Raw genomic sequence first — 23293 nt, forward strand, 5'->3', positions numbered from 1 at the left:
TTAGGGAATACACCTACAGCGCGAAATGTAGTTTTTGTACATCTTCAGCAATCAGCTATAGTCCACGCATTCTTCAGCATAGTGCGAGTTTTCCAATGATGCTGTCCCAGGTGGAAGCGATGCGCGAGCAGTTGCGCCCGTCCGAGCGGAAGTTAGCGGACTACGTGATCGAAGCGCCGCGCGAAGTACTGGATCTGTCGATGAACGAGGTGGCCGCTCGTGCAGGCGTGAGTCAGCCGACCATTGCGCGCTTTTGTCATGCACTCGGCTTTTCGGGCTTTCGGGAGTTCAAGATCCGGCTCGCGCAAGGCATCGCTGCGGAGGTGCCGGTCGTCTATCGCGATGTTCGGCCCGACGAGCCGGCGCCCGGCGTCGCGGCCAAGGTGCTGGACCGGACTATCGGCGCACTGATCCAGGTGCGCAACAACCTGTCGTCGGACAGTGTGGCAGCGGCCATCGATCTGCTTTCCAAAGCACGGCGGATCGAGTTTTACGGCGCCGGCGGCTCCGGCGTCGCAGCACTCGATGTGCAGCACAAGTTTTTCCGGCTCGGCATGCCGAGCGTCGCCTATTCGGACCCGCATACGTTTCTGATGTCGGCGTCGCTGCTAGGCGAAGGCGACGTCGTGGTGGCGATTTCGAACACGGGACGCACACGCGACATCGTCGATGCGGTCAAGGCGGCGCTGGCCGCAGGCGCAAAGGTGATTGCTATCACGCATGGCAATTCGCCCCTCGCGCGACTGGCGACCGTCGGACTCTTTGCGAATGTGGATGAGGATACGGATATCTTTTCGCCGATGACCTCGCGCGTCTCACATCTGGCCATCGGAGACATCCTCGCGGTCGGGGTAGCGTTGAGCCGAGGACCGGAGTTGGTGGAGAAACTGGCGCAGGCAAAGGAAGTGATCAACCGCCGAAGGATCGATCCGCAGACGTGATCAGCGTCACGCGTGGCGCCGTGCGTGGCATGGTCCGTAGAAACAAAACACCCTGCAGCGCGACTCGCACGCAGGGTGGGAACGATAATCCCCTCACTTGTGGTGACCTTCCGGCCACCGGGGATTTCAGCTCAGCTACCGTGCGCTATCCAAGGCAACCAGTTCAGAACTCGTAACCGACCTGAGCGCGCACGCCCGCGTCGCCGGTCGACGTCACAGACACCGCGCCGTTCGCAAGCCAATGGCCGCTCAGCGAGCGATAGGTAACACCCGCCGCGGCCGCCGATGCGCCCTTGTATGTTCCGCCACCAGCCGCGACGACGGTCCTGCCCGGACCCGACGGCGTCATGTTCGGCATCGCCATAGCGGCGGCTACGCCGGCATAGGCATTCTTCGCGACGTCGTTGATCGAGTTTTGCACACCCGCGATGCGAGTGTCCGTGTAGCTATTCGCCTGCGTTGTGGCCGCGTTCAACTGGTCCACGTTGACCGCGTCGGTGCCCTGCTGCCCAGCCGCAACGTTCGTCAACTGGCGTTCACTACCCACCGCACCCACCGACACCGAGTTGGCACGGTCGGCCACCGAGTTCGCACCTAGCGCGACCGAGTTGTCAGCCTGCGCGACCGAGCCTGCACCCACTGCAACCGCATTGACACCCGCAGCCGCGGCGTTGGCGCCCATCGCCGTAGCGTGCGTGCCGCTTGCCATTGCTGCTTCCGCATTGCGATCACCGCTAGCCGTGAAAAGCGGATTCGTGGCATTGACCGCGACATTCGCCACGGCGCCGAGCGCCGCATTCATCTGGGCGACATTCACTGCGTCGGTATCGGTAACACCTGCCGCCACGTTGTGGATCGTCGTTCCGCCCGAGGCGCCGCCGCCCATTGTCACGCTACCGTAGTCGACCGAACCGTCGGCGTTATGATCGTAAATGACCGCGGCATTTGCGTTGCCATTCTTGTCCACGAGACCAGCCGCCTTCAACTGCGATACGTTTACCGCGTCGGTATCGGCCGTACCGGCTGCGACGTTGGTGATCTGCCGTTCCTTGCCCACTGAGCCAACCGACACCGAATTCGGACGATTCGCCACCGAGTTCGCGCCCAGGGCGACCGAGCCTTCGTCCCAGGCCTGCGCGTTGCCGCCGATCGCCACTGAATCCACCCCCATTGCCTGCGAATCCACCAGCGTCGAGTTCGAGTGGAAATACATGATGCCCGCGCCACCGCCGATGTTGTTCAGGATGCTGTTGATATTCGCGATGCTGTCGGTATTCTGCGCTGTGCGGCCGTCCAGATTATTCAGCGCATCGCCGACGGTATAGAACGTGCTGCCTCCGATGTCGTATTGCGGTCTCGCGACCGAACCATCCGGATTCACAGTGGAGTTGCCGCCCAATGCACCCGCGACGCTTTGCGAAACGCCATACAGTTGGCTGCCGTTCACGGCGTCCGTGCTAGCCGCCACCACCGTGCCCGCCGCCACGCCAATAATCTTGTTCGCGGTGCCCGAGGTCGTGCCATTGCTAAACAGGCTGAGCTGACCATGAAGGTACGCAACGGGAGACCCGGCAGAAACACCGTCGCCGAAAATCTCCAGGCCACCTCTGGCAATCAGGCCAGATGAGTTCGAGATAAGGTTGAGAGACGTATTGCTGGCGAGCGCAGTTTGGGAACTGCTCTTATTGCCGATGGTCGCCTGGCAGGCCGGCGAAGTCAGAGCGGTAGTGGTGCCGCCGCCTGGAATGCCATCGTTCACCGCGGCACAGGTATCGTCGGTAGCGTCATTAAAAACCGCAACGGGAGCTGTCGCCGCATACGCTGTTCCGGCAGAAAGAAAGCCGGCCGCAACCAGTGAAAGAACACCATTCTTTACGGAGGATTTTTTCGCAGAGGCGCGAATAAATTTTGAAGCTGCTGTCCATGCGCACGTGACGTCGTTCCACATTGACCGAGATATTTTATTCATTAAGTTGTCCCCATTAGATACACAGATTTCAATTCGCAGAAACGTGCGCGCTTGCAGCGAACACGCGACGCGCTGGCCGGGGTCAACTCGTTCAACAGTCGCCGCTCACGGTCAAAGGAGACGAGAGCAGTATGTCGAGTGGCAAAACAGAATTGAGGTCCAGACCAGGAAATCTACGTTATTGATCTGAGTATCCGGTCGACATCGGATCAGTCTTAAATCCGTTAAATAGACGCAGCAAGTTATGTCGATTGCATAACTCTTATTTAAATCGCATAGAACGTGACACAGGGTGGCCAAATCCTTGCCTCCGCGTTGGAGACGGGAGACCGTATCGTCACAGGCTGAATATTAGAAGTGCGTATCGATGGATAGCATCCGAACGGATCTCAAGACGCCAAAAGGACGCTTTAACCCGGCATTTATCAATTGATACCGGGTTGCCGCAATTGATGAAGATTTACCGCATCGGTTCTTTAGAAGAATTTCGATTATTTTTAAAACGGCTTTAAAACCACCAACGCCACCGCCGCCAGCATCCCCAGCACGGGCAGTTCATTGAACATCCGATACCACTTATGCGTACGACGGTTCTCACCCCGTTCGAACGTCGCCAGCAAACGTCCGCAATAGAAGTGATAGACGATCAGCAGCACGACGACGGTGAGCTTCGCGTGCATCCAGCCCTGCCCACGCCCAATGCCGACCACCAGCCACAGCCACAGCCCACAGGCGAGCGCGGGAACTGCAATGAAGCTCATAAAGCGATAAAGCTTCCTCGCCATGATCAGCAGGCGTGCCGTGGCGGCCGGTTCCGTTTCCATCGCCAGATTGACGAAGATGCGCGGCAAGTAGAACAGGCCGGCAAACCAGGAAGCAATCAGAACGATGTGAAACGTTTTTACCAGAAGCATTGGCGGTCCTCGTGCGTCGAGTTGGCGTTGTTGATCGCGCGCCCATCAGCGCGTCGAGGGTTACTGACGGCCTTCGCCGTGCCCGAGCACAACGTACTTCAGCGACGTCAGCCCTTCCAGTCCCACCGGCCCGCGCGCGTGCAGCTTGTCGTTCGAAATGCCGATTTCTGCGCCAAGGCCAAATTCGAAGCCATCGGCAAAGCGCGTCGATGCGTTGACCATCACGCTCGCCGAATCCACTTCGCGCAAGAAACGCATCGCGCGGTCGTGGTCTTCGGTGACGATCGCATCGGTGTGCGCGGAACTGTAGGTGTTGATGTGCTCGATCGCCGCATCGAGGTCGTCGACCACCTTGATCGCCAGCACCGGTGCGAGATATTCGGTGCTCCAGTCTTCCTCGGTTGCATCGACGAGCGGGCCGACGCCCGCCGCTTCGAGTACCTCGCGCGCTGCCGGATCGACGCGCAGTTCGACTTCCTTGACGCGATACAGGCGCCCAAGCTGCGGTAGCACTTCATGCGCAATGCCACGCGCCACCAGCAGCGTTTCCATCGTGTTGCAGGTGCCGTAGCGGTGCGTCTTCGCGTTGTCGCACACGGTCATTGCCTTGGTGATGTCCGCACGGTCGTCGACGTACACGTGGCAGATTCCGTCGAGGTGCTTGATCATCGGCACGCGCGCTTCTTCCATCAGACGTGCGATCAGGCTCTTGCCGCCGCGCGGCACGATCACGTCGACGTATTCCGTCATCGTGATCAGCGCACCCACGGCAGCGCGATCCGAAGTCGCCACCACCTGCACGGCATCCTGCGGCAGACCGGCCATCTCGAGGCCTTCGCCAATCAGCTTCGCCAGCGCGGTATTGCATTCGAGCGCTTCCGAACCACCGCGCAGAATCGTTGCGTTGCCTGACTTCAGACACAACGCGGCGGCGTCGATCGTCACATTCGGCCGCGATTCGTAGATGATGCCGATCACGCCTAGCGGCACGCGCATCTGCCCGACCTGGATGCCGCTCGGACGGTATTTGAGGTTGCTGATCTCACCGATCTGATCCGGTAGCGCCGCGACCTGGCGCAGGCCTTCGACCATCGTCTTCAGCGCCTTGTCCGACAAGGTGAGACGGTCGATAAACGCAGCGTCGTGCCCTTTCTCGCGTGCGCGTGCAACGTCGCGTGCATTGGCCTCTTTCAGCTGCGCCGACTCACGTTCGATCGCGCGGGCCACTGCCTCGAGCGCGGTGTTTTTCGCTGCCGTCGACGCCCGCGCCATCGCACGCGAAGCGTGCCGGGCGCGGCGGCCGAGGTCGGTCATGTACTGGTCGATATTCATGGTGATTCTCGTGATGTCCGTCCGCGTCTTCGGTACGCGGTGGACAGGCAGTATTGGCGAAAGATCAAACGATTGTAAGTCTGGTTGCAGAGGCTTGCCGAATGCGTAGCCAGCGGCGCCGATCAGAGTGGTGGCTGCGCGCTGACAGTCAAACCAGCGTCAAAACGCAGCCTGCAGGCGTGCGCTCTGTTCAGACCGGCCTGCGCGCTGGCGTGGCTGGCGGTCGTGGCCTGCCAGGCGACCCGATTGGTGCAGCCGTCGCCTTCGCCGGCGCAGCGACTGTCATCGCCAGTTCGAACAGCCCATCCCATGGGTCAGGCGGTGGGTCATTGCGATGATTGCCAGGCGTGCCGCCGGACAGCCCCTTGACCTGGCGATCGAGCTTCGCCGCGAGCGCGAGCGCCTTCTCCAGCGCCGCTTCGGTTACGCGCGACAAAGCCGGGCCGATCAGCCGCTCACGCGGCCCCCACACGCGGTTTTCGCGCACCAGCATCGCAAGCGGCTTGCCCGCCGCCACGCCGCGTTTGATGCGCAAAAGTGTCCGCACTTCCTCGACAACGGCCCACAGCACCAGCACCGCCGCCTCGCCTTCGCCGCGCAAGCCGTCGAGCATGCGGGCAAGCCGTCCCACGTCGCCCGCCAGCATCGCCTCGTTCAGCTTGAAGACGTCATAGCGCGCGACGTTCAACACAGCGTCCTGCACCTGCTCGAGACTCAACGCCCCGGCCGGATAGAGCAATCCGAGCTTCTGAATTTCCTGATGCGCAGCAAGCAGATTGCCTTCCACGCGCTCCGCAATAAACTGCAAGGCGCGCCGCCCTTCCTCGCCGGCAGCCACACGCTGCCCCTGCTGCGACAACCGCTGGCCGACCCAGTTGGGCAACTGCGCCCGCTCCACCGGATCGATCTTCAGCGCCACACCCGCCTCGGCCAACGCAGTAAACCAGCCGGACTTCTGCGTTGCCGCATCGAGACGAGGCAGCGTGATCATCGTCAGGACGTCGGAATTCACCGCGTCTGCGAGCGACTTCAACGCATCCGCACCTTCCTTGCCCGGCTTGCCCGACGGAATCCGCAGCTCGACCAGCTGCTTGTCGCCGAACAGCGACATCGACTGGCTCGCACCCAGCAGCGAACTCCAGTCGAAGCCACGCTCCACCGTGAACACCGAGCGATCGGTATAGCCGGCCGAACGCGCGGTCGCGCGGATCCGGTCGCCCGCTTCCTGCGCGAGCAGGTGCTCGTCGCCGTACACGACGTACAGGTCGGCGAGTCCCTTCGCGAGGTGCGCTTCGAGCGCGTCAAGTCGCAGTTGCATGGCTACGGATCAACAGGATTGGCAAAACACGTCCGTGCAAGGCGCCGCTCAAAGCGGCGGCGGCGGCAACGGCACGCGCGGCGCAACGGCAGGCGCGCCTTGGCCCGGCGCCGGATGCAGCGAATGCACGACACCCAGACGGCGGATCAACTGATCGACGGCGTCACTTTGCATATCCGCGTACAGGAGATCCGCTTCGGCCATTTTCGCCTGCGTGAACTCATCGCTGTAAGTCATGGCGCGGTTCAGCTCGATCGCGCTTTGCGGAATCAGTACCGTTCCGTCCGTGCCGTTGAGCGAGTAGAGCAACGTGTAGGTGACTTCATATTCTTCGACGACGCCGAGAGAATTCATCGTCAGCACGCTGTTGCCACGAACCTCGGAAACATGCAGAACGGCATCCGCGTTCGACACCGCTTTGACGATCACCGTGTCGCTGCCGCCTTGAACCATTCGAGTCAAACGGCCCAGGAACGGGGCCGGCGCGCCCGCAACAGCGAGGCGCTTAAACGGATAGTCCTGCTGACCGCGTAGCTGAAAGCCGCACGCGGACAACACCATTACCCCACACGCCAGCGTCAAAAACGATCTGCGAGTCACATTGGCTCCTGGTTCGCAGTAAATGCTGTACCACACTCGGGTGGCGCCACGGCTCGTGGCGCCGCCCTGCTTATTGCCAGCTTCGGCGTCAAACGACGATGTTCACCAGGCGGCCCGGCACGACGATGATTTTCTTCGGCGCATTGCCTTCGCTGAACTTGGCGAACATCTCGTGCGCGAGCGCGGCCTGCTCGATCGCGTCGCGCGGGGCGTCCTTCGCGACCGTGACCGCACCGCGCACCTTGCCGTTCACCTGCAGCACGAGTTCGATCTCGGCCTGCTCCAGCGCCTTCTCGTCGATCTTCGGCCAGGGCGCGTCCAGCAGCGTACCAAATTCGTCGGCATAGCCGAGTTCCTGCCACAGCTGATAGGTCGCATGCGGCACAACCGGGTACAGCACGCGCAGCAGCACGCCATAGCATTCGCGCAGCACGGCGGGGTGAGCGCCCTTGGCGCTGTCGAGCGCGTTGAGCATCTTCATGGCCGCCGACACCACCGTGTTGTACTGCAAACGCTGGTAATCGAAATCGGCCTGCTTCAGCACGCTGTAGATCTCGCGGCGCAGTACCTTGTCCGTTTCGCCGAGTTGGGCGGCGTCGAACGAAGCCTGTTTGCGCAAGGCCGCTTCGTTCGCGTGGCCAAAGCCCCAAACGCGGCGCAGGAAGCGGCTCGCACCTTCCACACCGGAACCCGACCATTCAAGCTGCTGCTCGGGCGGAGAGGCGAACATCACGAACAGACGCGCCGTGTCGGCACCGTACTCGTCGATCAGCACCTGCGGATCGACGCCGTTATTCTTCGACTTCGACATTTTCTCGATGCCGCCAAGCACCACAGCCTCGCCGTCCGAGTTCAGCACGGCGCCGACCGGACGGCCCTTTTCGTCGTGGGTTACGGTGACGTCGGCCGGGTTGTACCAGGTCTTCTTGCCCGCTTCACTTTCGCGGTAGAAGGTTTCGTTGAGCACCATGCCCTGCGTGAGCAGGTTCTTGGCCGGCTCGCCGAAATTCACCAGGCCCATGTCGCGCATCACCTTCGCCCAGAAACGCGAGTACAGCAAGTGCAGGATCGCGTGCTCGATGCCGCCGATGTACTGATCCATCGGCGCCCAGTAATCGGTGCGCTGGTCGACCATGGTCTTCGCATCCGGCGACGCATAGCGATAGAAGTACCACGACGAATCGACGAAGGTGTCCATCGTATCGGTTTCGCGCTTCGCGGCGCCGCCACACGTCGGACACGTGCAGTTCACGAACGCTTCGGATTTGGCAAGCGGGTTGCCCGTGCCGTCCGGCACGAGATCCTCAGGCAGCACGACCGGCAGATCCTTCTCCGGCACCGGCACGTCGCCGCAGGTCGGGCAATGGATGATCGGAATCGGCGTGCCCCAGTAGCGCTGACGCGAGACACCCCAGTCGCGCAGACGGTAGGTGACCTGCTTGTCGCCGAGGCCCAGATCCTTCAGGTCGCCTGCGATCGCATCCACGGCTTGCGTGTAGGTCATGCCGTCGTACTTGCCGCTGTTGATCAGCGTACCGTCCTTGTCGCCATACCATTCCTGCCAGGCGTCGGTCGAGTATTCCTTGCCTTCGAGCGCCACCACCTGTCTGATCAGCAGACCGTACTTCTTCGCGAAAGCGAAATCGCGCTCGTCGTGCGACGGCACGCCCATCACGGCGCCCTCGCCGTAGCTCATCAGCACGTAGTTGCCGATCCACACCTCGACCTGTTCCTGCGTCAGCGGATGCGTGACGTAGAAACCGGTGGCCATGCCCTTCTTTTCCATCGTTGCAACGTCGGCCTCGGCGACACCGCCGCGCTTGCATTCTTCGATGAACGCCTGCAGTTCCGGCTTGTCTCGCGCCAGACGCGTGGCGAGCGGATGCTCGGCCGCGACTGCACAGAAGGTCACGCCCATGATCGTATCGGCGCGCGTGGTGAAGACGCGCAGCACTTTCTGCTCGCCGTCGATCTCGTACGGGAAGCCGAAGTTCACGCCGAAGCTCTTGCCGATCCAGTTCTGCTGCATGACCTTCACACGCTCGGGCCAGCCGAGGCCTTCGAGGTCGTTCAGCAGTTCGTCGGCGTACTGCGTGATCCGCATGTAGTACATCGGGATCTCGCGCTTTTCGACCAGAGCGCCGGAGCGCCAGCCGCGCCCGTCGATCACCTGCTCGTTGGCGAGCACGGTCTGGTCGACCGGGTCCCAGTTCACCGTGCCGGTCTTCTTGTACGCAATGCCCTTTTCGAGCATCTTCAGGAACAGCCACTGGTTCCACTTGTAGTAATCGGGGCTGCAGGTGGCGACTTCGCGCGACCAGTCGATGGCGAGGCCCATCGCCTGCATCTGCTTCTTCATGTACGCGATGTTGTCGTACGTCCACTTGGCCGGCGGCACGTTGTTGGCGATCGCGGCGTTTTCCGCCGGCATACCGAACGCGTCCCAACCCATCGGCATCAGCACGTTGTTGCCGTTCATCCGCAGATAGCGGTACATCACGTCGTTGATCGTATAGTTGCGCACGTGGCCCATGTGCAGCTTGCCCGACGGGTACGGCAGCATCGAGACGCAATAAAACTTGGGCTTGTCGGTGATTTCCGTTGTCTTATAGGCGTCGCTGGCGCGCCATTGCCCTTGCGCGGCGGCTTCGACGTCGGAGGGAACGTATTTTTCGTGCATGGTGTGATGGGATCGCTAGGTTCGGTGCTTTCGCACCGGGCCTGGTGCTCTGCTAGATGAAATGGCGTCGTTTCCCCTTGTGCAGGGGAAAACGCTGATTATACCGTTCGCCGAGGGGTCTGCCGCGCGCCGCGCGGCATGGCTAATGGCTCACTACGGGCGGCGGCGGGTCCGTCACAAAGCCTAGCCGCTGTAGTCCCGCCTGCTGCGCCGCGCCCATCACCTGGGCGATGACCTCGTAGCGCGTCGAACGCTCGGCGCGCAGCTGGATCTCCGGCTGTTCCTGCTGCTTGCCCGCTTCCACAAAGCGCGCGCGCATCTGGTCGAGCGTCAGGGCATTGCCGTTCCAGTAGATCTTGCCCGCCGCGTCGATGGACAGCGAGATCGTCTGCGGCGTCTGACGGGCCGGCGCGGCGGCGACTTTCGGCAGGTCAAGCCGGATCGCGTGTGTGAATAAAGGCGCGGTAATGATAAAAATCACGAGCAGCACCAGCATCACGTCGATCAACGGCGTCATGTTGATCTCTGCCATCGGCGCTGCGGTCTGCCGTTTTTCGAGTCCGCCGAATGCCATGTCGACCTCCTGCCTGACTAAAGCTGAACTGGGCTAAGCTGGTTTCACCTGATGCGAGCGGCGGCGCCGCTCAAGCGGGCGCGCAGACATAGGCGTGCAGATCGTGCGCGAAGCCGTCCAGTTCCTCGGACAGTTGCCGCACCATGCGGCCGAGCACGTTGTAGGCAAGCACCGCGGGAATCGCCACCACGAGGCCGAAGGCCGTCATGATCAGCGCCTCGCCGACCGGCCCGGCAACGTTTTCGATCATCGCCTGCCCGCTCGCGGCAATACTGCCGAGCGCGTGATAGATGCCCCACACGGTGCCGAGCAAGCCGACGAACGGCGCCGTGCTACCCACCGATGCCAATAGCACCTGACCGAACTCCAGCCGCCGTTGCGAGGTGGTAAGCGCCTGACGCAGTGCCCGCAAGACCCGCTCGCTGCGCTCGACGCGTGCGAGCAACGCGCCGGGGATATCCACCTCCGAGGCATGCAACGCGGCTTCGGCGAGCGGCGTGAAGACCCGTTCGCTATCGACACGCCGCAGCGCCGCGATACCGTCGGTTAAGGTCGACGCCTGCCAGAACTCGGTTATCGCGCGCGACGCCTGACGCTTCGCGCGGCTCAGAACCCAGCTTTTGACGATCAGAAAACACCAGCTCGCCACCGACATCGCTAGCAGCACATAGGCTACCGCATGGGTGATCGTGTCGCTGGATTGCAGGTAGTGAAGAATGCCGGTGCCTGCCATTGGACCTCGCCGTCGGAAAGTGTGCGCAGATGGGATACGGGGCGCACGCCGAGCATACGTGCGCTCAGCGCAGGCCGAGTACGTCCTGCATGTCGTACAGGCCGCTTGCGTGGCCTTCGAGGAAACGCGCCGCGCGTAGCGCGCCCTGTGCATAAGACAAGCGGCTCGCCGATTTGTGCGTAATCTCGACGCGTTCGCCGGTACCGGCGAACAGCACGGTGTGATCGCCGACGATATCGCCGCCGCGGATCGCCGCGAAACCGATGGTGGACGGGTCACGCTCGCCGGTGATGCCCTCGCGGCCATAGACCGCGCAGTCGTCGAGATTGCGGCCGAGCGCGCCGGCGATCACTTCGCCCATCGCCAGCGCGGTACCGGACGGCGCGTCGACCTTGTGGCGGTGATGCGCCTCGATGATCTCGATGTCGTACCCGGTCGCGAAGTGCCGCGCCGCGTATTCGAGCAGCTTCAGCGTGACATTGACACCTACGCTCATGTTGGCGGCGAAGACGATGCCGATCTTTTCAGCCGCCGCGCGCAGTTGCGCCTTCTGCTCGCTTTCGAAACCCGTGGTGCCGATCACCATCTTGACGTTGTGGCGCTGCGCCGCTTCGAGATGCACGAGCGTGGCCGCCGGCCGCGTGAAATCGATCAGGGCGTCGGACTGGGCGAACACCTGCTCGATATCGTCGCTCAGCAGAATCCCAGTTTGCTTGCCGAGGAAAGCACCGGCATCCTGACCAAGTTGCGCCGACCCGGTCCGCACGAGCGCGCCGGAAAGCTTGACGCCAGAATCGTTCAGGACGGTTTCGATCAGCATCCGGCCCATACGGCCCGAGGCACCGGCAATAGCAATGTTCATGGCAGTCACGCGCGAAATATGACGTTAGAAACGACGGGGTAAAAAACAACGCAAAGCGCAAGGCGCGTCACAGAGCACCTGAAAGCGCGCCCTACAGGACAGAACACAAGGCGCAACAAACACAAATGACGGGCTCGCGCGCTAAACGCGGCCCGTCATTGTCAGGGACAGCGTATTTAGCTACCCGTTCCCGTGGTCGCCGGAGCGGACGTCAGCGGTGCGTTGTAGGTCGGCCCGTTGTTGCTCTGCGAGCCAGCCGGTCCCACCGGGTTGTCCTGCTGCTCGCTCGGCACGGTAGGCGGCGCCGGACGCGTGAACTGGAACTGCGGCGCCCCAGGCGACGTAGCGCCTTGCGGGACCACACCACCGTTCGCGGTCGGCGTACCTGCCCGCACCGACGGTGTGATCTTGCCGCTCGGGGCCTGCACGGCGTCCGTTGCACGATTGGCCGCCTGCGCGGCTTCGGCGTTCGGATCCATGGACTGCGCAGACACCGTGCCGGCCGTTGCCGGCGGCGTAGCCGCAGCGGCGCCCGAAGCGGCAACCGCCCCGCTGGCTGCCGCAGCCTCTGCTGCCACAAACGCTTTCTTGCCGCGCTTGTCGCCGTCGATTTCGGCGAGCAATTCAAGGTTGGACGGCAGATCCTGACCGCCCGACCAGTTCGCAACCGTATCGCCCGAGAAGTTCACGACGAAGTCACGCTGTTGCACGACGCTCGTATTGCCACGCTTGAAATAGAACACGTAGTCCCAACGGTCTGCGTGGAACATATCCGCCAGGAGCGGCGTGCCGAGCAACTGGCGCACCTGGTCCCGTGTCATACCCACCTTCATTTGCGCAGCTGCCTCAGCCGAGACAAAATTGCCCTGCACAACGGTAATCCGATAAGGCGTGATGCTTTGCGCGATTCGCTGCGTTACGCTGTCGTAGGTCGAGCACCCGGCAAGAACCGCGACAGTCGCTGCAGCAATCAAGGTACCCCGCATGCGGCTCCCCCGGTAGATCAGTAGAGATTTTGAAATCATTTCACTCACCGTGCGGGCCCTGCCTGTGGCGGACCGCGCGAGTTTCATTGCATCGAAGATGACCTGAACAGCGTAAACACATTACTATTAGAACCCTGCATTGTACTCTAGGGATCCCTTGTCATGACCAATCCAACCGATCTGAAAAATATCGGGCTCAAGGCGACCCTACCGCGCCTCAAGATTCTGGAGATTTTCCAGCACAGCCCGGTGCGCCACCTGACTGCGGAAGACGTCTACCGCAACCTGCTGCACGAGGAGCTCGATATCGGGCTTGCTACGGTCTATCGCGTGCTGACTCAGTTCGAGCAGGCGGGGCTTTTGTCGCGTAGCAACTTCGAATCCGGCAAAGCCGTGTTCGAACTCAACGAAGGCACCCACCACGATCACCTGGTGTGTATCGACTGCGGACTGGTCGAGGAGTTCTTCGACCAGGAAATCGAGAGCCGCCAGCAGGCTATTGCCAAAGAGCGCGGTTTCAAGCTGCAGGAGCACGCGCTCGCGCTGTACGGCGCCTGCACGAAGGAAAACTGCCCGCATCGCAAGCATTGAGCGGCATTATCGTCGCGAGCCTCATGGTTCGCGAGCCGCGCAGGTAATAAAGAGAAACCCGGTCGTCGTCAGTCGGCCGGGTTTTTTTGCGTCCAGGGTACGCAGGGCCTACCGTACGGTGCGTTCGAGCTGCTCAGAGGCCGTAAGCGTAGGTAACACGCGCGAGATGCCACGGCTCAGCCAGCGCAATCTCGTCGCAATTGGGCTGATCGCCGCCTCGATCCACCACCACGAAATCGCTGACGCGCTCGAGCGCGAGCAGCGGGTGGTGCCAGACCCCTTTTGCGTAGTTGACGCCCTGCCAACCCTCGGTCCAGAAGCCGCGCATGTGCGCCGGATCGAACTCGCCAGCCGGCGCGACGACGATCAGGTAGCTCAACTCTGAAAGCGGGAGGAAAGCCTGACTGCCGAGCGGGTGGCGCTCCATCATGTTGATCTCGACCGGCAACGCACGCGGTTGCGCGCGAAACAGGTTGATCAGTGGGCGGCCGCCCTGCTCGCCCACGTCGACCTGCGCAAGATCGTGGTAGCGCTCGGTCGTGCCGCCATTGATAGGAAAGTGACGTGCGCCGTCCAGTTCGATCACGTCTCCAAACGGTGCGAAAGCTTCGCGCGTCAGGCGCTCCATCTGCAGGATCTTCATTGCGGTGTCTCCGTTGCCATGCTCCTCCGGGTGCTTCGCTTACGCCAACTCACCCCACAGACGCAGGCGGGAAACACCACCGTCCGGATAGATATTGAAGCGCACATGGGTGACCGGGCCAAGCTTGGACAGTTCGGCCTCAAACGGATGCACGTGGTCCATCTGCAGTTTCTGCTCGCCCATCAGCACCGGCCAGAACATGGCCTGGGTGACGAGCGACTCGTCCGTGCCGCCTGTCACGCTCGCAGCCTGCAGCGAACAGCGGTCCGGGAAATTGCCCTTGAAATGCGCCGTGTCCACTTCGACCTTGCGAATCACACCGGGCCGCGCCAGCGCGACGATCGCCCAATCGTTGCCTGGCTCGCGGCGGCGGCGCGTTTCCCAGCCGTCGCCCATGTTGACCCCGCGTCCTGGCATCAGCATCTGCGAAGCCGGTCCGAAATGCTGGTTGTTCGCTGCGACCAGATAGGCGCCGTTTTCGATCGCCGCCAGATCGATCAGGCTGGCACGTTCGACGCGATCCCAATCGCGCTTCGGCTGTCCGTAGACACGCAGACGCGCGAGACCGCCGTCCGGGTAAAGGTTCACACGCAGGTGCGTGAAGGCGCGCGGGTCGCTGACTTCCACGTAGTGGTGCTGATTGCCCTGCAGCGTCATCGCGGGCACGACGACTTGCCAGTCGGCGTTGTCGGGCGGCGTGTCGCTTTCTGCATGGCAACCTTCCAGTGACGCCGCCGGCGGAAAGTTGCCGGTGAAGTGGCTCGTATCCAGGTCCACGCCATGAATGACGCCTGGGCGCGCGAGCCGCACCACGCAATAGTCGTGTCCGGTGGTGCGCTTGCGGCGGGTCTCCCAGCCGTCCATCCATTTGCCGTGATCGTCGTACTTGCCGGGAATGAACACCGCGGGTTGCGGTTCGAGCATGCGCTCTTTGGGCGCGAAGAATTCATCGCTTGCATAGAGCGCCTGCGCACCCAGGCGCGAGTCGGCCAGGTTCATGTAGCGGCGCGTGAAAGCGGGTGCGTTCGGGTCGAGGGTCGGAGTAGCCATGGTCTCGGTCTGACGGTAAGAGGGTGAAAATCCGCTGGCGCGGCTGCGTGTGTTGCCTGCATTGGCGTACCGCTGCGTTGCGCCTGACGGACCAGTGATGAGATGTAGTTGGTGGTGCCGTTTGAATCAGGTTGCGTGCGCGGGATTGACTGAGACGCCCGGCACATTCGTTTCTTCGCCTGCGGGAACATAGAGGAACGCGGCTTCCCGGTTCAATACGCTTCGAGCGCGGGCTCTGTCGATATCGTTTTCCCAGACGGCAACGACCACCGTGGCAACACAATTGCCGATCAGATTCGTCAATGCACGCGCAATGCCGACGAACCAGTCCACCGGCAGGATCAGCACCAGACCGAGTACCGGGATCGCAGGAATCGCAGAAAGCGTCGCGGCCAGAATCACGATTGCCGAACCGGGGATACCATGCGCCCCTTTCGACGTCACCAGCGACACCAGCACCACCACGATCAGATCGTGAAGCGACAGGGGCGTGTTGGTGGCCTGCGCAATGAAGATCACCGCGAGCGTCAGATAGATCGAGAAGCCGTCGAGATTGAACGAGTAGCCCGTCGGGATCACGAGGCCTACCGTCGAGTCTTTTACCCCCATCCATTCGAGCTTGCGCATCACCTGCGGCAACACCGCATCGGAGGAGGCCGTGCCGAGCACGATCGACATTTCCTCACGCAGATAGCGGATCAGCTTGAAGACGCTAAAGCCGGCCAGACGCATCACGACGCCAAGCACCACGGCCACGAACACGATACAACTCGCGTAGAACACCACCACCAGCAATCCGAGTTGTTCGAGCGAAGCGACACCATAAGTGCCCGTCGTAAACGCAATCGCGCCAAGCACGCCGAGCGGCGCCAGCTTGATGATGAAGCTCATCACGCGAAAGAACACCTGTGCCAGTTCGTCGATCAGGCCGCTCACCTTCTGCGCCTTGTCGCCGAGCAGCGACAGAGCCGAACCGAACAGCACCGAGAACACGAGAATCTGCAGGATGTCGCCGGTGGCGAACGCGTTGAAAGCGGTATCGGGGATGATCTTCAGCAGAAATCCTGCGGTGTCCTTCAGATCTTTGGTGTGTTCGGTGTACGTATTGAGCGAGGCCGCATCGAGTGAATGCAGGTTGATGTTCATGCCGACGCCGGGCTTCGTGACATAGGCCAGCACCGCGCCGATCACCAGAGCAATCGTCGTCATGAACTCGAAGTAGACCACCGCTTTCAGGCCCACCCGTCCCACTTTCTTCAGATCGCCCGCATGCGCCATGCCGCTCACCACCACGCAGAACACGATCGGACCAATCACCATCTTGATCAGTTTGAGAAAGCCGTCGCCGAGCGGTCGCAACGACTGGGCGAAATGCGGAAACAGCGCGCCGATCACGATGCCCGCCACGAGAGCGATCACCACCCGGCCAAACAGCGAATTGAAAAACTTCAACACGGCCTTCTCCCGGTTACGGATTTCATCTGTTCATACTGGTCCGACCAGTACTCTTATGGCGAATAGTAGGAAGCCGATATAGTCCCGTCAAGGTCGAAATAAATAGCGTTTACCCGCCTGTCTTCGCCCTGCTTACGGGCTATTTTGCCGGGAGATTAATTGCGCGATGCGTGCGTCGAAGCCCGGGATTACAATGCCGGTCAGACCACGCGCTTCCGTCGAGGATCATGAAGAACGTCCCGCATACCGTCACCGACTCCGCCATTGCCACCATCCGCGAACGGATCGAGGGCGGCGTGTATCCGGTGGGAAGTTTGTTGCCCGCACAACGTCAGCTCTCCGAAGAACTGGCCATCAGCCGTGCTTCGCTGCGCGAGGCGCTCTCAACGCTCGAGGCGCTCGGCCTGTTGATGATCCGTCCCGGCAAGGGCGTATATGTCGAGAGTTCGCAGGTGTCCTCAGCGAATCCATGGCGTTTCGCGGAGCAGTCTTCCCTGCCGGATACGTATCAGATGCGCTTTGCGCTCGAAGGCTTCGTTGCGCGCATGGCGGCGCTGGCGATCAGCGACACTGACCTTGGCTGGTTCGAGGAGAACATCGACGCGATGCACGGCGCCCTCGCCAGCAACGAACTTGATGAAGCCGCGCAACTGGATTTTGATTTTCATATGCGCATGGTCAGCATTGCCGGCAACGCCGCGATCGAGTCGATCCTGCGCAGCAGTTCGGACATCATGAAAGAAAGCCAGCGCATGCCGTTCTTCAAGCGCGAGCTGGTGCTCTCCACTTATCACGAGCACCGCGAGATTCTCGATGCGCTCAAGACGCGCGATTCCGCCGCGGCCGGTGAAGCGATTGAGACGCACATCACCAATGCTGCGCAGCGTGCGGGCGTGTTCTTCCCGGTGCCGAAGGCATAGCCCCGCCCGAGAGAGAAGGGTTGGCCGCTTAACCAAACGCACATAAAAAAAGCCGCTCCTTAGAGCGGCTTTCTAATCTACGGCGCCTGAATTCAATCAGGCGCAATGCAGCGGCGGTCGAGCTTACTTCGCGTTCGCGAGCGCCACAGCCGTATCCAGCATGCGGTTCGAGAAGCCCCACTCGTTGTCGTACCAGCTCGACACCTTCACCAGACGGCCCGACACCTTGGTCAGCGTCGCGTCGAACGTCGACGAAGCCGGGTTGTGGTTGAAGTCGATCGACACCAGCGGCGCCTTGTTGTAGCCGAGGATGCCCTTCAGTTCGCCTTCCGACGCTTCCTTCATGATGGCATTGACTTCATCCACCGTCGTATCGCGCTTGGCGATGAACGACAGATCGACGATCGACACGTTGATGGTCGGGACGCGAATTGCGTAGCCGTCCAGCTTGCCGTTCAGTTCCGGCAGCACGAGGCCGACAGCCGATGCAGCACCCGTCTTCGTGGGGATCTGGCTGTGCGTGGCCGAGCGCGCGCGGCGCAGGTCTTCGTGATACACGTCAGTCAGAACCTGGTCGTTCGTGTACGCGTGGATCGTGGTCATCAGACCGTTTTCCAGACCGATCTTGTCGTTCAGCGGCTTCACCAGCGGCGCGAGGCAGTTGGTGGTGCACGATGCGTTGGAGATGACCGTGTCCGATGCCTTGAGCACATTGTGGTTCACGCCGTACACGATCGTTGCGTCGACATCCTTACCGCCCGGTGCCGAGATGATGACCTTCTTCGCGCCACCCTTGATGTGCGCGCTGGCCTTTTCCTTGGTCGTGAAAAAGCCCGTGCATTCCATCACGACGTCGACGTTCAGCTCGCCCCACGGCAGTTCGGCCGGGTTACGGTTAGCCAGCACGCGGATACGGTCGCCGTTGACGACGAGGTAATCGCCGTCCACCGACACTTCGCCCGGGAACTTGCCGTGAGCCGTGTCGTATTGCGTCAGATGAGCGTTGGTGTTGGCATCGCCCAGGTCGTTGATGGCGACGATCTGGATGTCGTGCTTCTTGCCGTTTTCATAGAAGGCGCGCAGCGTGTTGCGGCCGATCCGGCCGTAGCCGTTGATTGCGACGCGAATCGTCATGGTCTATCTCCTGATGGCTGAAAAAATACGTCCATGTTTGGCTCTGCCAGGCCGGTTCCCGCCAGGCGTCGTATACACGCCACGCGGCGAGAACCGGACACTCATCAGCCGAGTGCGGCTTTAGCCGTCGCTACGACGTTCTCGACAGTGAAGCCGAAATGCTTGAACAGCACGCCAGCCGGGGCCGATTCGCCGAACGTGTCGATCCCGACCACGCCGCCTTCCAGACCCACGTACTTGCGCCAGAAATCCGTCACGCCCGCTTCGATCGCGACACGGCGCACGCCCGTAGGCAGCACGCGTTCGCGGTACTCGGCGTCCTGCTGGTCGAACACGGTGGTAGCCGGCATCGACACCACGCGCGCTGCAATTCCTTCGCGCGCCAGCGGCTCAACCGCATTCAGCGCCAGCTCGACTTCCGAGCCGGTGGCGATCAGGATGATCTTGCGCGCGACGATCTCGTCGTTCCAGTCGCGCAGTACATAGCCGCCCTTGGCGACGTTGGCGATCTGCGCATCCGTGCGTTCCGAGAACAGCAGGTTCTGACGGCTAAAAATCAGCACCGACGGACCGTGGTGCTCAACCGCCTGGGTCCACGCCACTGCCGTTTCAACGGTGTCGGCCGGACGCCAGACTTGCAGATGCGGAATCAGACGCAGGCTCGCAACGTGTTCGATGGACTGGTGGGTCGGGCCGTCTTCGCCGAGGCCGATCGAATCGTGCGTGAACACGAAGATCGACGGCGCCTTCATCAGCGCGGCGACGCGCAGCGCGTTGCGGCTGTAGTCGGAGAACGTCAGGAACGTGCCGCCGAATGCCTTGAAGCCGCCGTGCACCGCGATGCCGTTGATGGCGGCGCTCATGCCGAATTCGCGCACGCCGTAGTTGACGTAGTTACCGGCTGCGCGGCCTTCCGCGTTGACGCGCACCGGCTTGGCCGCCTTCCAGTTGGTGAGGTTCGAGCCGGTCAGGTCGGCCGAGCCGCCAAGCAGTTCAGGCAAAGCAGTCGACAGGCCTTCAATGGTCTGCTGCGATGCCTTACGCGTGGCGATGGTTTCCGCGCGCTCGTTCGCACCGGCGATGATGGCCTGAGCCTTCTGCGCCCAATCGGCCGGCAGTTGCTTGGCCATACGGCGCGTGAATTCCGCCGCTTCCTGCGGATACTTGGCCTGATAGGCGGCAAACGCCTTGTTCCACTCGCCTTCGTTTTGCGCGCCGGCTTCCTTCGCATCCCATGCTGCGTAGACTTCCGCCGGGATCTCGAACGGTGCCCACTTCCAGCCGAGCTTTTCACGCGCACCCGCGATTTCCTTCTCGCCGAGCGGCGCGCCGTGCGAATCGTGGCTACCGGCTTTGGTCGGTGTGCCTTCGCCGATCACCGTCTTGCAGCAGATCAGCGTGGGCTTGTCCGACAGTTTGGCTTTCTTGATGGCCGCATCCACCGCTTCGACGTCGTGGCCGATCACGTTCGGCACCACGTTCCAGCCGTACGCTTCGAAGCGCTTCGGCGTGTCGTCGTGGAACCAGTTCACCACTTCACCGTCGATCGAAATGCCGTTGTCGTCGTAGAACGCGATCAGCTTGTTCAGCTTCAACACGCCAGCGAGCGAGCAGGCTTCGTGCGAGATGCCTTCCATCAGGCAACCGTCGCCGACGAACACGTACGTGTGGTGATCGACGATCTTTGCGTCCGGCTTGTTGAATTCCGTAGCGAGCAGCGACTCGGCGAGCGCCATGCCAACTGCATTGGCCAGACCCTGGCCGAGCGGGCCGGTGGTCGTTTCGACGCCCGGCGTCATGCCGTATTCCGGGTGGCCCGGCGTCTTCGAATGCATCTGGCGGAAGTTCTTCAGCTCACCGATCGGCAGGTCGTAGCCGGTCAGATGCAGCAGCGAATACAGCAGCATCGAGCCGTGACCATTCGACAGCACGAAGCGGTCGCGATCAGCCCACTGCGGATTCTTGGGGTTGTGGCGCAGATGGCGCGACCACAGCGCAACGCCGATCTCGGCCATGCCCATCGGCATGCCGGGGTGACCGGAGTTCGCTTGCTGAACTGCATCCATAGCCAGCGCGCGGATCGCATTGGCCATCAGGGAGGTAGGGGCGGGAGACGAGGTCGTCATGTCGAGTTCCGGAGAACGAGTCCAAAAAGCGGGGCGCGGGCGGCGGGTCCGGAAGCTCGGCGGCCAGTCTGCTACGGCGCACGGTGCGGCGCCTGGAGACGCGATACGGGCAGAGCAAACGGACAAGGCTGCAAAGCGTCACATTCTAACAGATGGTTGTGGCCTTTCCGGCTGCAAACCGCATGGGACGGCGGGTTTAGATTGGGGCCGGACGCCAGTTCACCCCATCTTCGACTCTATAATCCGAGCATCGCCAACTCGCCGCGCCCGTCCGCGCCCCGTTCACCGTGAGCGTCCCGCTACTTTTCCAGCCGACCCCTTACGTCCTGTACGGCTTCCCCAACTCGCGACGCCTCGCGAGTGTCGCGTCGCCTCATCAGCAGATCGAGGTCTGGGACACGCCGCAACTCGGGCGGCTTTTCACGCTCGACGGCCGCCCGATGACTTCCGTCGGCGACGAGTTCATCTATCACGAATGCATGGTGCATCCGAACGCGCTGGCCCATCCGGCGCCGCGCGCGGCCTTGGTGCTGGGCGGTGGCGACGGTGGAGCGGCGCGGCAACTGCTGCGGCATCCGAGCATTACGCGAATCGTGGTAGCCGAACTCGACGCGGAAGTCGTGCGCCTCACACGTGAGTATCTGCCGCAGGTCCACGACGGCGCGTTCGACGATCCGCGTGTGGAACTGGTAATAGGAGACGCCGCCGAATTCGTCGCGACCTGCGAAGAACGATTCGACCTGGTCGTATTCGACCTGACTCCACCCGACTCTCCGGCCGCGGTCCTGTACACCCAGGCGTTCTATGCACAGCTCAAACGCGTGATGAACCCGAACGCAGCCTTGTCGATGCATCTCGGCGCGCCGTATTTCCAGGCCACGCGTGCTGCGAAGCTGTTAGACGGGCTGAACGAAGCCTTCACTGTGGTCCGCACCATGGGCGCATACGTGCCGCTGCACGGCTCGCTCTGGATGATGGCCACCGCCAGCGATTCGCTCGATCCCGCCGCCCTGACTCCGGCCGAACTCGCCGGACGCCTCGCCGCCCGGCAGATTTCCGGGCTCGGCTGGTACGACGAGCACGCCCATGCCGGACTCTTCTCCGCATCTCGCGCAGTGCGCGATAAACTAAGTCAATTCTTAAAGCCAGTAAGGTAACGCAGCGGCAGAATGTGCGGTTTGGTCGGCGCGGAGGTCTCGTGCGCCGGCCACCTGGCTCTGCTGCTCGTGCCCCGCTGACCCTAGCTAGATCCGGAGAACTCCATGACCGCCTCCCGCCCAGCCGGTGTGCCCTGGTTGACCCCCTATCTGACGGTACGGGATGCACGTGCCGCCATTGCATTCTTCGAAGCCGCCTTTGGCTTCGAGGTACGCGACAGCGTCCAGGACGACGGGATCGTCATGCATGTCGAAATGGTCTATCAAGGCCAGCTGATTGTGATGTTCGCGCCGGAAGGCGCGTTCGGCTCGACAGCGAAGACTCCCAAAAGCGCGGGCGCAATTGCACCGCAATCGTTCTATGTTTATGTCGACGATGTCGACGCGGTTTATGCGCGAGCGCTGGCGGCTGGCGCGAAATCGTTGAGCGAGCCGCAAGATCAGTTCTGGGGTGACCGTTTTGCACAGGTCGAAGACCTGGACGGCTACCGATGGGCGCTCGCTCGCCACCTTTCGTGAACTAATGAGTATTTTCCTGATGCCTCGCTTCTTCGTCGGTACGTCACTCAAGCCCGACGACATCATGCAGCTTCCCGATGACGTCACACGGCACATCCTGGTCCTGCGTCTGCAACCGGGCGATTCGATCGTGCTTTTCAATGGCGACGGCGGCGAGTACAGCGCTGAACTGATCGAAGTGGAACGCCGTTCGGCCACCGTCAAGATTCGGGAATTCCGCGAAATCGAGGTGGAACCGCCCTATCACCTGACCCTCGCGCAAGGCATTGCCGGTGGGGACAAGATGGACTGGCTGATCGAGAAGGCCGTCGAACTCGGCGCATCCAGTTTCGTGCCGCTCACCACGACGCGCAGCGTGGTGCGCCTGTCCGGCGAACGCGCACAGCGGCGTCACGTGCACTGGCAAGGCATCGTGCGCGCGGCGTGCGAACAGTGCGGACGCAATCGCCTGCCTGAAGTCGCACCGGTGCGTGAAATCGCGACATGGCTGGGCGCGCTGCCGCGTGCCACCGAAGAAGGCGAGTTGCGCCTGCTGTTGTCGCCGCGGGCAAGCATCAGCTTCAACGCATTGCCGGTCGAACCGCCGCGCGGGCGCGTCATGTTGCTAATCGGACCGGAAGGCGGATTTTCGGCTGCAGAAGAAGCGGCAGCGACGAGCCATGGCTTTACCGCTGTGGGGCTAGGACCGCGTGTGTTGCGCACGGAAACAGCGGGGATCGCCGTGCTGGCCGCGCTGGCTGCACGCTGGGGTGGCTGGTAATCTGATCAGTATGTCGAACTGACCCGATC

21 protein-coding genes are annotated in these 23293 nt (G+C 62.0%); 6 read left to right on the forward strand and 15 right to left on the reverse strand.

The genetic code is table 11. The annotated features are described in order from the left end of the window. Nucleotides 1–95 precede the first annotated feature (95 nt). Nucleotides 96–941: a MurR/RpiR family transcriptional regulator gene (locus P3T17_RS36020; protein WP_429411703.1), complete on the forward strand. Its 846-nt coding sequence runs from the start codon at nt 96–98 to the stop codon at nt 939–941. A gap of 163 nt (nt 942–1104) precedes the next feature. On the opposite strand, the gene P3T17_RS36025 is transcribed toward P3T17_RS36020, so the two are convergent. The 10 genes from P3T17_RS36025 to bamE all read right to left on the reverse strand — a co-directional run bounded on the left by P3T17_RS36025 (nt 1105) and on the right by bamE (nt 12909). Further along, entirely contained in the window at nt 1105–2700 is a 1596-nt protein-coding gene (locus tag P3T17_RS36025; RefSeq protein ID WP_429411705.1) for a YadA family autotransporter adhesin, read from the reverse strand. Nucleotides 2701–3407: 707 nt separating this feature from the next. Next, complete coding sequence (locus P3T17_RS36030) at nt 3408–3824, reverse strand: CopD family protein (protein WP_074262469.1); 417 nt, start codon at nt 3822–3824, stop codon at nt 3408–3410. A 60-nt stretch (nt 3825–3884) separates the two neighbouring features. Further along, complete coding sequence (locus tag P3T17_RS36035; RefSeq protein WP_302050856.1) at nt 3885–5207, reverse strand: glutamate-5-semialdehyde dehydrogenase; 1323 nt, start codon at nt 5205–5207, stop codon at nt 3885–3887. Between the two features lie 139 nt (nt 5208–5346). Further along, complete coding sequence (holA, locus tag P3T17_RS36040; protein ID WP_429411707.1) at nt 5347–6474, reverse strand: DNA polymerase III subunit delta; 1128 nt, start codon at nt 6472–6474, stop codon at nt 5347–5349. A gap of 48 nt (nt 6475–6522) precedes the next feature. After that, nucleotides 6523–7074 (reverse strand): LPS assembly lipoprotein LptE, encoded by a 552-nt coding sequence (gene lptE / locus P3T17_RS36045; RefSeq protein WP_074262472.1) that lies wholly within the window; start codon nt 7072–7074, stop codon nt 6523–6525. Between the two features lie 88 nt (nt 7075–7162). Further along, nucleotides 7163–9754 (reverse strand): leucine--tRNA ligase, encoded by a 2592-nt coding sequence (gene leuS, locus P3T17_RS36050; protein ID WP_429411709.1) that lies wholly within the window; start codon nt 9752–9754, stop codon nt 7163–7165. Between the two features lie 142 nt (nt 9755–9896). Beyond that, the gene (locus tag P3T17_RS36055; protein WP_429411711.1) at nt 9897–10328 is read right to left on the reverse strand and encodes an ExbD/TolR family protein; all 432 of its coding nucleotides are present in this window, start codon (nt 10326–10328) and stop codon (nt 9897–9899) included. Between the two features lie 70 nt (nt 10329–10398). Continuing rightward, nucleotides 10399–11061 (reverse strand): MotA/TolQ/ExbB proton channel family protein, encoded by a 663-nt coding sequence (locus P3T17_RS36060; protein ID WP_429411713.1) that lies wholly within the window; start codon nt 11059–11061, stop codon nt 10399–10401. 64 nt (nt 11062–11125) lie between these two features. Then, complete coding sequence (gene dapB / locus P3T17_RS36065) at nt 11126–11923, reverse strand: 4-hydroxy-tetrahydrodipicolinate reductase (RefSeq protein WP_429286611.1); 798 nt, start codon at nt 11921–11923, stop codon at nt 11126–11128. A 176-nt stretch (nt 11924–12099) separates the two neighbouring features. Next, on the reverse strand, nt 12100–12909 hold the full coding sequence (gene bamE / locus P3T17_RS36070) for an outer membrane protein assembly factor BamE (RefSeq protein ID WP_074262477.1): 810 nt from the start codon (nt 12907–12909) through the stop codon (nt 12100–12102). 162 nt (nt 12910–13071) lie between these two features. On the opposite strand from bamE, the gene fur reads away from it, so the two are divergent. After that, nucleotides 13072–13500, forward strand: a complete 429-nt coding sequence (fur, locus tag P3T17_RS36075; protein WP_074262478.1) for a ferric iron uptake transcriptional regulator — start codon at nt 13072–13074, stop codon at nt 13498–13500. Nucleotides 13501–13633: 133 nt separating this feature from the next. On the opposite strand, the gene P3T17_RS36080 is transcribed toward fur, so the two are convergent. From P3T17_RS36080 to P3T17_RS36090, 3 genes are all read right to left on the reverse strand, one after another. Next, the gene (locus tag P3T17_RS36080) at nt 13634–14143 is read right to left on the reverse strand and encodes an ureidoglycolate lyase (protein WP_429411715.1); all 510 of its coding nucleotides are present in this window, start codon (nt 14141–14143) and stop codon (nt 13634–13636) included. 39 nt (nt 14144–14182) lie between these two features. Further along, nucleotides 14183–15193: an allantoicase gene (gene alc / locus P3T17_RS36085; protein ID WP_429411717.1), complete on the reverse strand. Its 1011-nt coding sequence runs from the start codon at nt 15191–15193 to the stop codon at nt 14183–14185. A 126-nt stretch (nt 15194–15319) separates the two neighbouring features. Further along, the gene (locus tag P3T17_RS36090; RefSeq protein WP_429411719.1) at nt 15320–16648 is read right to left on the reverse strand and encodes a C4-dicarboxylate transporter DctA; all 1329 of its coding nucleotides are present in this window, start codon (nt 16646–16648) and stop codon (nt 15320–15322) included. A 227-nt stretch (nt 16649–16875) separates the two neighbouring features. Between P3T17_RS36090 and P3T17_RS36095 the strand changes: the two genes are divergently transcribed. Beyond that, entirely contained in the window at nt 16876–17568 is a 693-nt protein-coding gene (locus tag P3T17_RS36095; protein ID WP_429411721.1) for a FadR/GntR family transcriptional regulator, read from the forward strand. Between the two features lie 123 nt (nt 17569–17691). Here the strand turns inward: P3T17_RS36095 and gap are convergent, their stop codons facing one another. Then, nucleotides 17692–18702 carry a type I glyceraldehyde-3-phosphate dehydrogenase gene (gene gap, locus P3T17_RS36100; protein ID WP_429411723.1) on the reverse strand — a complete coding sequence of 337 codons (1011 nt, stop codon included), beginning with the start codon at nt 18700–18702 and terminating at the stop codon, nt 17692–17694. A gap of 104 nt (nt 18703–18806) precedes the next feature. Beyond that, complete coding sequence (gene tkt, locus P3T17_RS36105) at nt 18807–20828, reverse strand: transketolase (protein WP_429411725.1); 2022 nt, start codon at nt 20826–20828, stop codon at nt 18807–18809. A 287-nt stretch (nt 20829–21115) separates the two neighbouring features. Here tkt and speE point away from each other — a divergent pair, with 287 nt between their 5' ends. From speE to P3T17_RS36120, 3 genes are all read left to right on the forward strand, one after another. Then, nucleotides 21116–21985 (forward strand): polyamine aminopropyltransferase, encoded by an 870-nt coding sequence (gene speE / locus P3T17_RS36110; RefSeq protein ID WP_429286615.1) that lies wholly within the window; start codon nt 21116–21118, stop codon nt 21983–21985. Nucleotides 21986–22090: 105 nt separating this feature from the next. Further along, nucleotides 22091–22504: a VOC family protein gene (locus tag P3T17_RS36115; RefSeq protein ID WP_074262486.1), complete on the forward strand. Its 414-nt coding sequence runs from the start codon at nt 22091–22093 to the stop codon at nt 22502–22504. A gap of 19 nt (nt 22505–22523) precedes the next feature. Beyond that, a complete protein-coding gene (locus P3T17_RS36120; protein ID WP_074262487.1) occupies nt 22524–23264 on the forward strand; it encodes a 16S rRNA (uracil(1498)-N(3))-methyltransferase in 741 nt (246 codons plus the stop codon). Nucleotides 23265–23293: the final 29 nt, after the last annotated feature.

Origin of the sequence: Paraburkholderia sp. GAS82 (genome assembly GCF_050436285.1) — a bacterium.
Classification (GTDB): Bacteria; Pseudomonadota; Gammaproteobacteria; order Burkholderiales; family Burkholderiaceae; genus Paraburkholderia; species Paraburkholderia phenazinium_B.